This is a genomic window from Halomonas sp. NYA30 (genome assembly GCF_976980765.1).
On sequence record NZ_OZ334477.1, the window covers coordinates 3,834,434 to 3,846,714 of the forward strand.

The 12,281-nt window shown below is 53.4% G+C and carries 6 protein-coding genes and 3 rRNA genes; 1 reads left to right on the forward strand and 8 read right to left on the reverse strand.

What is annotated here, in order from left to right:
- Positions 1 to 5: 5 nt before the first annotated feature.
- Positions 6 to 1,376, reverse strand: coding sequence for a DNA repair protein RadA (gene radA, locus ACWI0H_RS17855; RefSeq protein WP_485876261.1), 1,371 nt, complete (start codon positions 1,374 to 1,376; stop codon positions 6 to 8).
- A gap of 157 nt (positions 1,377 to 1,533) precedes the next feature.
- Positions 1,534 to 1,980, reverse strand: coding sequence for a copper resistance protein NlpE N-terminal domain-containing protein (locus ACWI0H_RS17860; protein WP_101146592.1), 447 nt, complete (start codon positions 1,978 to 1,980; stop codon positions 1,534 to 1,536).
- 166 nt (positions 1,981 to 2,146) lie between these two features.
- On the opposite strand from ACWI0H_RS17860, the gene hisC reads away from it, so the two are divergent.
- Positions 2,147 to 3,208, forward strand: coding sequence for a histidinol-phosphate transaminase (gene hisC / locus ACWI0H_RS17865; RefSeq protein ID WP_485874105.1), 1,062 nt, complete (start codon positions 2,147 to 2,149; stop codon positions 3,206 to 3,208).
- Between the two features lie 115 nt (positions 3,209 to 3,323).
- Here the strand turns inward: hisC and rrf are convergent.
- From rrf to ACWI0H_RS17895, 6 genes are all read right to left on the reverse strand, one after another.
- Positions 3,324 to 3,439 (reverse strand): 5S ribosomal RNA (gene rrf / locus ACWI0H_RS17870).
- Positions 3,440 to 3,584: 145 nt separating this feature from the next.
- Positions 3,585 to 6,485 (reverse strand): 23S ribosomal RNA (locus tag ACWI0H_RS17875).
- Between the two features lie 318 nt (positions 6,486 to 6,803).
- Positions 6,804 to 8,336, reverse strand: a 16S ribosomal RNA gene (locus tag ACWI0H_RS17880).
- Together the 16S, 23S and 5S rRNA genes form the textbook arrangement of a ribosomal RNA operon.
- A 475-nt stretch (positions 8,337 to 8,811) precedes the next feature.
- The gene (gene pssA / locus ACWI0H_RS17885; RefSeq protein ID WP_485874106.1) at positions 8,812 to 9,711 is read right to left on the reverse strand and encodes a CDP-diacylglycerol--serine O-phosphatidyltransferase; all 900 of its coding nucleotides are present in this window, start codon (positions 9,709 to 9,711) and stop codon (positions 8,812 to 8,814) included.
- A 214-nt stretch (positions 9,712 to 9,925) separates the two neighbouring features.
- On the reverse strand, positions 9,926 to 10,417 hold the full coding sequence (gene ilvN, locus ACWI0H_RS17890; RefSeq protein WP_007113940.1) for an acetolactate synthase small subunit: 492 nt from the start codon (positions 10,415 to 10,417) through the stop codon (positions 9,926 to 9,928).
- Complete coding sequence (locus ACWI0H_RS17895; protein ID WP_339884795.1) at positions 10,417 to 12,141, reverse strand: acetolactate synthase 3 large subunit; 1,725 nt, start codon at positions 12,139 to 12,141, stop codon at positions 10,417 to 10,419. Before ACWI0H_RS17895 ends, ilvN begins: the two co-directional genes overlap by 1 nt.
- Between the last annotated feature and the right edge of the window lie 140 nt (positions 12,142 to 12,281).

Genomic DNA, 12,281 nt, shown 5'->3' on the forward strand with positions numbered 1-12,281 from the left:
ACATGCTACAGTGCTTCCAGCGCATCGCTGAGCTTATCCACGGCGATCACTTCCATGCCTTTTGGCGCCTGCTTGGGTGCATTGGCCCGCGGCACGATGGCACGCAGAAAACCGTGCTTGGCAGCCTCACTAATGCGCTCCTGCCCACTAGGCACTGGGCGTATTTCGCCGGAAAGCCCAACCTCACCGAACACCACTAACTCTTTGGGCAGTGCACGGTTTTGCAGGCTAGATACTACTGCCAGCAGTACTGCCAAATCGGCGCTGGTTTCAAGCACTTTGACACCACCGACAACGTTCAGGAATACGTCTTGGTCACCGGTAAACAGACCACCGTGGCGGTTGAGCACTGCCAACAGCATGGCCAGGCGATTTTGATCAACGCCGACAGCTACCCGGCGGGGATTGCCAAGCGCAGACTCATCTACCAGTGCCTGCACCTCGACCAGTATTGGCCGCGTGCCCTCCCAAACCACCATCACCAAGCTGCCGGGCGCTTGCACTTCTTGGCGGGAGAGAAAGATCGCGCTGGGGTTTTTGACTTCTTTAAGGCCCTGCTCAAGCATCGCGAAAACACCCAGCTCGTTAACGGCACCAAAGCGGTTTTTCTGACCACGTAGGGTGCGAAAGCGTGAGTCTGCGCCGCCTTCTAATAACAGCGACGCATCAATCATATGCTCAAGGACTTTAGGCCCCGCCAGCGAACCGTCTTTGGTCACGTGTCCCACTAATAACAGAACGGTATTGGTCTTCTTGGCAAAGCGCGTTAACGCGGCGGCTGACTCGCGCACCTGAGCAACGCCACCAGGCGCTGAGCTAATGTCTTCCAGATGCATAGTTTGGATCGAGTCGATTACCAGGATTTCCGGCTTTTCACGCTCAGATACCGCCAGAATGGTTTCCACACTGGTCTCGGCCAGCATTTTCAAACCGTTGGTGGGCAGTTGCAGGCGGTGGGCACGCATGGCTACTTGAGAGAGCGACTCCTCCCCCGTCACATAGAGTATGCGTCGCTGCTGGGCTAGCTTACAGGCCGTTTGTAGCAGTAGCGTCGATTTACCTGCGCCTGGATTCCCGCCCAACAGAACCGCCGAACCGGGTACCAGCCCGCCGCCTAACACGCGGTCAAACTCAGCGAACGTGGAGCTCATGCGAGGAACCTCGCTGAGATCAACATTGCCAAGATCGATCACTTCTCGCGAGAGATCACCTGTGTAGCCTGAGCGCCCAGAGGCTGCTCCGCCACCAGGGCGTGCACTCTCTAAACGCACCTCGCTTAGGGTGTTCCACTCTTGGCAACTACTGCACTGCCCTTGCCATTTGCGATATTCAGCACCGCACTCAGTGCATACAAAGGCGCTTTTAGCTTTGGCCACTGCCATTACACTCCTACTGTTGCTATCGCTATTTGACAACATTCACTACGTTGCCACCTGCATTAACAGCCACTGGCCATTGCCACTCGCGTCAGGCCTTGCCTCGACAAACACAAAAGGCGGCCAGTGGCCGCCTTTGATACTGCTGAATAGCGCGTTATTGGCGCTTTAGCTGCAGCATTTCACCATTTTCAAAACGACGACGTTCTGGGTCAATCAATTCCAGCGTGCTCTCATCAATACGCATGAAGTAATAGATTTGGCCATCGCCATCTGGCGTCAGCTCGTAAACGGTGGCGTCTGGGTCAGACGGCGTACCGGTCAGCACTTCCCAGTTACCCGCATAATTTTCATCGGGAGGGGTTTGGGGATGGTTCCGGTAGGTAGCGTTCAGTGTGAAAGTGCGCTCTTCCGCCGCGCTCATCTCTTCACCCATCATCGTGACATCCAGATCGATACCATCGCAGTTGCGGCAAGGTAGCGAGCCTTGGTAATTAGCCTGTGCGGTCGCTGCTTCCTCTTGCTGCTGTTCCATCGGACCGCTTGCACAGCCAGCTAATAGTGCCAACATAGCCGAACCGGCTAGCAAACTCTTAAGTTGCATAGAGTGTCTCCTTCATCTCGTGTTGGGCATCACATTTATTTACGCGCACTTGTGACAGCATAACCGCTACAAGGTGCGACGCACACCCCTAGCGACGCGAATGCTTGCGCTGAGTTGGCCTTCAAGCGACCATGGCATACCTTGCTAGGATAATCAGGTTACCCTCATGAGCCAATACTGGAGTCCGGCCGTTCGCGAACTTACGCCTTACGTGCCCGGTGAGCAGCCACGCGAGAAGCTTGTTAAACTCAATACCAATGAAAACCCTTACCCACCTGCTCCAGGCGTCGGTAAGGCGCTGCGCGATTATGCAACAGACCATCTGCGCCTCTACCCTGACCCTACCTCTACAGCACTGCGTGAAGCGCTGGCGGAGACATTTAAGGTAGCCAGCAGCCAAGTGTTTGTCGGAAACGGTTCCGATGAAGTGTTGGCGTTCGCATTTCAGGCCTTCTTTTGCCATCAAGCGCCGCTTGATGTGCCTGCCATCACCTATAGCTTTTACCCTGTTTACGCCAATCTTTATGGCGTTGAGCTGCGTAAGCATCCGCTCAATAAGCAGTGGGAAGTCGATATTGATGCGCTGGCGGCGGATACCAACCGCAGCGGTGTTATTTTCGCTAACCCTAATGCCCCTACCGGCCATGCCCACTCACTCGCAGCAATAGAGGCGCTGCTTAAGCGTGTCACAGATCGAGTAGTGCTGGTGGATGAGGCGTATGTCGATTTCGGCGCAGAGAGTGCTGTAACGCTGATTGATCGCTACCCCAACCTGCTTGTCACCGGTACGTTTTCTAAGTCGCGCAGTTTGGCGGGATTGAGGTTGGGTTATGCGGTGGGCTCTGAGGAATTGATTGATGGCTTACTGCGGGTAAAAGACTCTTTCAACTCTTATCCAGTGGATAGCCTAGCAAGCTTAGTAGGCATCGCCGCTCTGAAAGATGTCGAGCATTTCGAAGCCTGCCGCGAGCATGTTATTACCACCCGTGAGCGTACTCGCCAACGTCTAGAAGCGTTAGGGTTTGAGGTGCTGCCCTCTAAAGCTAACTTCGTGCTTGCCCAACACCCTGACTACGAAGGCGCGCAGCTATTTGCTGGCCTACGTGAGCGGGGCATTCTGGTGCGCCATTTTAATACCTCAGACCTCAATAACTTCCTCCGTATCACCATCGGTACCGATGATGAGATGGATAGTCTGATTGAAGCGTTAGAGACGATCTGCGCTTAACCTTTTCATTTATAAGCCTTTACCTGGGCGGCGCAAGCCGCCTTTTTTATCGGCTGCCTTTCTTCCACGCACACAAAAAACCCAGCCGGTTGGCTGGGTTTTCTGCGGTATAGGTGCCTGACGATGACCTACTCTCGCATGGGGAGACCCCACACTACCATCGGCGCTAAGCGGTTTCACTGCTGAGTTCGGCAAGGGATCAGGTGGTTCACGCGTGCTATGGTCGTCAGGCGTAACGGGTGGTATATCATGCTGACTTTTTTTAACTAAATTGCGATCGTCTCATTGCCAAGCCCTGTGTCTTAACCACGTGGCTTAGCATGCGTATCCGGTTTTCATTGACGTCATCATCGCGACCAGACCCCTTGGGTGTTATAGGGTCAAGCCTCACGGGCCATTAGTACACGTTAGCTCAACGCCTTGCAGCGCTTCCACACCGTGCCTATCCACCAGCTGGTCTCGCTGGGCCCTTTAGGAGACTCTAGGTCTCAGGGATGTCTCATCTTGAAGGGGGCTTCCCGCTTAGATGCTTTCAGCGGTTATCCCGTCCGACCATAGCTACCCGGCAATGCCACTGGCGTGACAACCGGAACACCAGAGGGTCGTCCACTCCGGTCCTCTCGTACTAGGAGCAGCTCTTCTCAAACATCCAACGCCCACGGCAGATAGGGACCGAACTGTCTCACGACGTTCTAAACCCAGCTCGCGTACCACTTTAAATGGCGAACAGCCATACCCTTGGGACCGACTTCAGCCCCAGGATGTGATGAGCCGACATCGAGGTGCCAAACACCGCCGTCGATGTGAACTCTTGGGCGGTATCAGCCTGTTATCCCCGGAGTACCTTTTATCCGTTGAGCGATGGCCCTTCCATACAGAACCACCGGATCACTAGAACCTGCTTTCGCACCTGCTCGACGTGTCTGTCTCGCAGTCAAGCACCCTTATGCTCTTGCACTCAATGCACGATGTCCGACCGTGCTGAGGGTACCTTCGTGCTCCTCCGTTACTCTTTAGGAGGAGACCGCCCCAGTCAAACTACCCACCACACACTGTCCTCGATCCGGATAACGGACCTGAGTGAGAACGCCAATGATGCCAGGCTGGTATTTCAAGGTTGGCTCCCTCCGGACTGGCGTCCAGAGTTCAAAGCCTCCCAGCTATCCTACACAGGCAACATCAGCGTCCAGTGTGAAGCTATAGTAAAGGTTCACGGGGTCTTTCCGTCTAGCCGCGGGTACACCGCATCTTCACGGCGATTTCAATTTCACTGAGTCTCGGGTGGAGACAGCGTGGCCATCATTACGCCATTCGTGCAGGTCGGAACTTACCCGACAAGGAATTTCGCTACCTTAGGACCGTTATAGTTACGGCCGCCGTTTACCGGGGCTTCAATCAAGAGCTTCGCCTTGCGGCTAACACCATCATTTAACCTTCCGGCACCGGGCAGGCGTCACACCCTATACGTCCGCTTGCGCGTTAGCAGAGTGCTGTGTTTTTAATAAACAGTTGCAGCCACCTGGTATCTTCGACCGGTTCGGGCTTAGAGAGCAAGTCTCATCACCCTACGCCGGCGTGCCTTCTCCCGAAGTTACGGCACCATTTTGCCTAGTTCCTTCACCCGAGTTCTCTCAAGCGCCTTGGGATTCTCACCCTGACCACCTGTGTCGGTTTGGGGTACGGTCGCACATGATCTGAAGCTTAGAGGCTTTTCCTGGAAGCGTGGCATCAGTGACTTCCTGACCGTGGTCAGTTCGTTTCGTGTCTCGGCATTCTCTTTGAAAGAGCGGTCCGGATTTACCTAAACCGCTTGCCTACTCACTTTCACCAGGACAACCAACGCCTGGCTCACCTAGCCTTCTTCGTCCCCCCATCGCAACCATGTCCGGTACGGGAATATTGACCCGTTTCCCATCGACTACGCCTTTCGGCCTCGCCTTAGGGGCCGACTCACTCTGCTCCGATTAGCGTCGAACAGAAACCCTTGGTCTTCCGGCGAGGGAGTTTTTCACTCCCTTTATCGTTACTCATGTCAGCATTCGCACTCGTGATACCTCCAGCGAACTTCTCAATTCACCTTCATTGGCTTACACGACGCTCCTCTACCGCTCACACCTAAGTGTGAACCCGTAGCTTCGGTACCTGGTTTAGCCCCGTTACATCTTCCGCGCAGGCCGACTCGACTAGTGAGCTATTACGCTTTCTTTAAAGGATGGCTGCTTCTAAGCCAACCTCCTAGCTGTCTGAGCCTTCCCACATCGTTTCCCACTTAACCAGGATTTCGGGACCTTAGCTGACGGTCTGGGTTGTTTCCCTTTTCACGACGGACGTTAGCACCCGCCGTGTGTCTCCCACGCGTTACTCACCGGTATTCGGAGTTTGCCTCGGGTTGGTAAGTCGGGATGACCCCCTAGCCGAAACAGTGCTCTACCCCCGGCGGTACTACATGAGGCGCTACCTAAATAGCTTTCGAGGAGAACCAGCTATCTCCGAGCTTGATTAGCCTTTCACTCCGATCCACAAGTCATCCAAATCTTTTTCAACAGATCCTGGTTCGGGCCTCCAGTTGATGTTACTCAACCTTCACCCTGCTCATGGATAGATCGCTCGGTTTCGGGTCTATATCCAGCGACTGTGTCGCCCAGTTAAGACTCGGTTTCCCTACGGCTCCCCTATACGGTTAACCTCGCCACTGAATATAAGTCGCTGACCCATTATACAAAAGGTACGCAGTCACAGAACAAGTCTGCTCCTACTGCTTGTACGCACACGGTTTCAGGATCTATTTCACTCCCCTCTCCGGGGTTCTTTTCGCCTTTCCCTCACGGTACTGGTTCACTATCGGTCAGCCAGGAGTATTTAGCCTTGGAGGATGGTCCCCCCGTCTTCAGTCAAGGTTTCTCGTGCCCCGACCTACTCGATTTCACATGATCAGATTTTCGACTACGGGGCTATCACCCGCTACGGCCAGACTTCCCAATCTGTTCGCCTAATCAGTCACATGCTTAAGGGCTGGTCCCCGTTCGCTCGCCGCTACTAGGGGAATCTCGGTTGATTTCTTTTCCTCAGGGTACTTAGATGTTTCAGTTCCCCTGGTTCGCCTCGTACATCTATGTATTCAATGCACGATACTCATCTTATGATGAGTGGGTTTCCCCATTCAGAGATGTCCGGGTCACAGGTTGTTGCCACCTCACCGAACCTTATCGCAGGCTACCACGTCTTTCATCGCCTCTGGCTGCCTAGGCATCCACCGTGTGCGCTTCATTGCTTGACCCTATAACCCGAAGGAGTCTGGACTCGCAATGATCACGTTTCATTTTGCCGGATACGCTGACGCGTATCACAATTTAAGAAGCACTTCTTACGAAGTGTTCTTGTCAGCATGATATACATTGTTAAAGAGCGACTGCTATAAGCAGTGATAAGCGTTCTTTCGACTTAAAAAGAAGAAAAAGACCTTTAAAGATTTAAAAAACCTTAAAAGCTATTTTTTCTTTTTAACGTGAAAAAACAAAAACACTTATCACTGCGTAGTAACAGCATTCTGATCAGGTAATTCATTGTGGACGCTTACTCACTGTGACGCATCGTTTAAGGAGGTGATCCAGCCGCAGGTTCCCCTACGGCTACCTTGTTACGACTTCACCCCAGTCATGAACCACACCGTGGTGATCGCCCTCTTGCGTTAGGCTAACCACTTCTGGTGCAGTCCACTCCCATGGTGTGACGGGCGGTGTGTACAAGGCCCGGGAACGTATTCACCGTGACATTCTGATTCACGATTACTAGCGATTCCGACTTCACGGAGTCGAGTTGCAGACTCCGATCCGGACTGAGACCGGCTTTAAGGGATTCGCTGACTCTCGCGAGCTCGCCGCCCTTTGTACCGGCCATTGTAGCACGTGTGTAGCCCTACCCGTAAGGGCCATGATGACTTGACGTCGTCCCCACCTTCCTCCGGTTTGTCACCGGCAGTCTCCTTAGAGTTCCCACCATTACGTGCTGGCAAATAAGGACAAGGGTTGCGCTCGTTACGGGACTTAACCCAACATTTCACAACACGAGCTGACGACAGCCATGCAGCACCTGTCTTACAGTTCCCGAAGGCACACCAGAATCTCTTCCGGCTTCTGTAGATGTCAAGGGTAGGTAAGGTTCTTCGCGTTGCATCGAATTAAACCACATGCTCCACCGCTTGTGCGGGCCCCCGTCAATTCATTTGAGTTTTAACCTTGCGGCCGTACTCCCCAGGCGGTCGACTTATCGCGTTAACTTCGCCACAAAGTGCGCTAGGCACCCAACGGCTGGTCGACATCGTTTACGGCGTGGACTACCAGGGTATCTAATCCTGTTTGCTACCCACGCTTTCGCACCTCAGTGTCAGTGTCAGTCCAGAAGGCCGCCTTCGCCACTGGTATTCCTCCCGATCTCTACGCATTTCACCGCTACACCGGGAATTCTACCTTCCTCTCCTGCACTCTAGCCTGACAGTTCCGGATGCCGTTCCCAGGTTGAGCCCGGGGCTTTCACAACCGGCTTATCAAGCCACCTACGCGCGCTTTACGCCCAGTAATTCCGATTAACGCTTGCACCCTCCGTATTACCGCGGCTGCTGGCACGGAGTTAGCCGGTGCTTCTTCTGCGAGTGATGTCTCTCCTGCCGGGTATTAACCGATAGGCGTTCTTCCTCGCTGAAAGTGCTTTACAACCCGAGGGCCTTCTTCACACACGCGGCATGGCTGGATCAGGGTTGCCCCCATTGTCCAATATTCCCCACTGCTGCCTCCCGTAGGAGTTCGGGCCGTGTCTCAGTCCCGATGTGGCTGATCATCCTCTCAGACCAGCTACGGATCGTCGCCTTGGTAAGCCATTACCTTACCAACTAGCTAATCCGACATAGGCTCATCCAATAGCGGGAGCCGAAGCCCCCTTTCTCCCGTAGGACGTATGCGGTATTAGCCTGGGTTTCCCCAGGTTATCCCCCACTACCGGGCAGATTCCTATGCATTACTCACCCGTCCGCCGCTCGTCAGCATCTAGCAAGCTAGATCTGTTACCGCTCGACTTGCATGTGTTAGGCCTGCCGCCAGCGTTCAATCTGAGCCATGATCAAACTCTTCAGTTTACAATCATTGTGATCCTTACTCGTCACTCGAAAGTGACAAAAGCGGATCAAACTTGGCTCAAGGTTCAAACGAATTCATTTCAATTTACATTGTCATGACCGCTTGCCTTGATATTTAGTGATTTGTCACTAACGTCAGCAAGCGCCCACATGAATTACCTGATCAAATTGTTAAAGAGCTGTTTCGCTGTCGTGGTTACTGTGAAAGCAACCTGGCTGCCGTTGACTGGCTTGCCTCAGCGAGGAAGGCGTATTCTACGCATTTCCTGGTGGTTGTCAAGGGCGTTGTTTTCGATGTGATACTGAACACATCCAAAACTCCTAGTTATCGCAAAAGCGTTAACTGCTTGACCAACCAAGGCTTTTACACCTTATTCACCGCTGGTAACGCTTGGCGTCCCCGGCAGCGGATGCGTACTTTACGGTTTTGCTGCCGGGTTGGCAAGAGGTTTATTAAAATGAGTAGGGAAAAGTTTCAGTTCTTCGGTTTTGCTTTGCGCATTACGGCTAACACAGGCCCGGAAGCTACATAAGTACCAAACAGTAATAGCAGCATTACTGAAGGTTCAACCGAGATCATCACAAACGCCAACACAATGGCTAACAGCACAACAAAAGGCACCGGCTTTTTAAAATCGAGGTCCTTAAAGCTGTAGTAACGGATGTTACTCACCATCAATACGCCTGCTGCTGCCACCACTACCAACATCAACAGTTTGAAACCAAAGGCATCAGCGTCAAAGCTATGGAAGGTCCATACACTCGCGGCTACCAGCGCTGCGGCAGAGGGGCTCGGCAAGCCGATAAACCATTTTTTATCCACGCTGCCAATCTGCACATTGAAGCGCGCTAGGCGAAGCGCGGCACAGGCAACATAAAGAAAGGCGACTACCCAGCCGGTTTTACCGATGTCCTGCAGAATCCAGGTAAAAGCGACTAATGCAGGCGCCATCCCAAACGAGATCATATCCGCCAAGCTGTCGTATTCGGCCCCAAACTCACTTTGCGTATTGGTCATTCGCGCAACACGCCCATCCAAGCCATCCAGCACCATCGCAATAAAGATCGCGACGGCAGCTGAAGTAAACTCACCATTAATGCCAGCGACAACCGCAAAGAAACCGGCAAACAGCGCCGATGTGGTAAATAAATTAGGGAGTAAATAGATACCACGGCGACGAATCTTCTTGCCGTCTTCAACAGTTTCCTCAACCACTTCGGTTTCACGCAAGAAGGCAGTCGCCAAATCCTCATTACCAACTACTTCTGATTGGTCAGTACTATCTGGCTGCTCAGCCGTATCAGGCTGGCCTGGATTTGACTGATCAGAGTTTGAGTGCTCTTGATCGCGAGCGTCCTGTGTCATAGGTTTCATCCATTAAAAGTGAAGTCACGGGAACCGTAGTCGCTTTCATTCTACACGGTGAGTGCCACTCAGCCAGCCAATTGCTGCATTGTGGGGGCTGGCGTCAACAAGCATTAACAGGCTAATAACTAAAAAGCGCCGCTCTGGGAAAGGAGCGACGCTTATGCTTACGTTTAGGTGCTTGCTTTTAAGGGCTAGCTACAAAGGCTGCGTACTTTCGGGCTTAGAGCGACAAAACCTTATCACCCCGGGCAATCCCCGAAACCCCTGTACGGGCGACTTCAAGAATACCCACCGGCGCCATGGCCTGAAGGAAAGCATCGAGCTTGCCCGCATCGCCGGTGATCTGCACCGTGTACAGGCTTGGCGTCACGTCGACGATCTGCGCACGGAAGATATCCACCGTACGTTTCACTTCATCACGCGCCGCACCAAGCGCCTTCACCTTCACCAACATCAATTCGCGTTCGATATGGTTACCTTCGGTGAGATCCACCAGTTTCACCACATCGATCAGCTTATTAAGATGCTTGGTGATCTGCTCTATCACCCGGTCATCGCCCACGGTAGTCACCGTTAAGCGCGACAGCGAAGGGTCTTCCGTGGGGGCAACGTTAAGCGTTTCGATGTTGAAATTACGCTGGGAGAACAACCCGACTACACGTGACAGCGCACCCGGTTCGTTTTCTAACAGAATCGAGATGATATGACGCATCAGGTACGCTCCGTTTTAGACAGCAGCATGTCGCGCATGGCACCTAGCGGTACCTGCATCGGATAGACGTGCTCAAAGGGGTCGACCTTCACGTCAAGAAACACCAGCTCATGCTTATCAGCAAACGCACGCTCTAGCGCTGGCTCAAGCTCGTCAAGCGTATTGACGGTAATCGCGGTGAACCCATATGCCTCAATCAACATATGAAAGTCGGGCAGCGACTCCATATAAGAATGTGCATGACGTGACTTATAGTTCAAATCCTGCCACTGACGCACCATGCCCAGTGATGCATTGTTAAGATTAACGATCTTAACGCCCACCCCGTACTGCTTACAGGTAGAGAGCTCTTGCATCATCATCTGGAAGCTGCCTTCACCGGTGACGCACACCACATCATCATCCGGGTAGTTCTGTTTAATACCCATCGCAGCAGGGAAGCCAAAGCCCATGGTGCCCAAACCACCGGAGGTAATCAGCCGGTTGGGTTTGTCGAACTTGTAGTACTGAGCAGCGAACATCTGGTGCTGACCAACATCAGTCGTCACATAAGCTTCACCCCGCGTAACACGGCAGAGTGCTTCGATGACTTCCTGTGGCTTCAGCGCTTCGCCGGGCTTGGATCGCTCATAAAGCTTGCCTTCACGGTCGGCGCGCCAGCCGTCAATCTTCTCCCACCACTCCGTTAGTGCTTCAGGATGCGCAATTTTATGCCCCTGCACCAAGCTGATCATCTCATTGATAACGCTGGAAGCCGGGCCAACGATGGGCACATCGGCACGTACCGTTTTAGAGATCGAGCTTGGATCGACATCAACGTGAATGATTTTAGCTGTCGGGCAGAACTTCGACGTGTTATTGGTGACCCGGTCGTCAAAGCGCGCCCCAATGGCAATAATCAGGTCGGCGTGATGCATGGCCATATTCGACTCATAAGAGCCGTGCATACCTAGCCAGCCCAAGCACTGTCGATCACTTTGCGGATACGCGCCAATGCCCATCAACGTAGTGGTAATCGGATATCCCAACTGTTTAACCAAGTCAGTCAAGCCTTCGCTGGCTTTGCCCGTCACCACGCCCCCGCCGGTATAAAACACCGGACGCTTGGCTTTAAGCATCATTTCGACGGCTTTCTTGATCTGACCGGTATGGCCGCGGGTTACCGGATTGTACGAACGCAGTTTGACCTTTTTCGGGTAAACGTATTCGTAGCGCTCCGTGGGAGCAGTCATGTCTTTTGGGATATCGACCACCACCGGGCCGGGGCGACCGGTCGACGCCAGGTAGAACGCCTTTTTCAACACTTCCGGAATTTCAGACGGGTGACGGATTGAGAAGCTATGCTTCACGATCGGGCGTGTCACACCGACGATATCGGTTTCCTGGAAGGCGTCTTCACCAATCAGGTGGCTGGCCACCTGGCCACACAGCACTACCATGGGAATGGAATCCATGTAGGCGGTGGCAATACCGGTCACGGCATTCGTGGCACCGGGGCCTGAAGTGACGAGCACGCAGCCCGCTTTGCCCGAGGCGCGAGCATAGCCATCGGCCGCGTGAGTAGCCGCTTGTTCGTGACGCACCAAAATGTGCTTCACCTTGTCCTGGCGGAAGAGTGCATCGTAAATATGCAGCGCTGCACCGCCGGGGTAACCATAAATGTATTCGATGCCCTCATCTTGCAAGAAGCGGGCGATCATATCTGCGCCGGAAAGCAGTTCCACTGTATTTCTCCCCTGGAGGTCTCGAGTGCGATCCGTACCCACACGGGCACGGTGTCGAGTGCGGCGGTATGCCGCTGCCGGCCCTTGCCGGCACCTGATGCCAAACCCTGGCAGATGGCCCGGTTAGGGCCTGCACTCTT

Excerpts from the sequence above, each read along its gene's own strand:
- ACWI0H_RS17860 (WP_101146592.1), bottom strand. The coding sequence starts at position 1,980 with ATGCAACTTAAGAGTTTGCTAGCCGGTTCGGCTATGTTGGCACTATTA.
- hisC (WP_485874105.1), top strand. The coding sequence starts at position 2,147 with ATGAGCCAATACTGGAGTCCGGCCGTTCGCGAACTTACGCCTTACGTG.
- pssA (WP_485874106.1), bottom strand. The coding sequence starts at position 9,711 with ATGAAACCTATGACACAGGACGCTCGCGATCAAGAGCACTCAAACTCT.
- ilvN (WP_007113940.1), bottom strand. The coding sequence starts at position 10,417 with ATGCGTCATATCATCTCGATTCTGTTAGAAAACGAACCGGGTGCGCTG.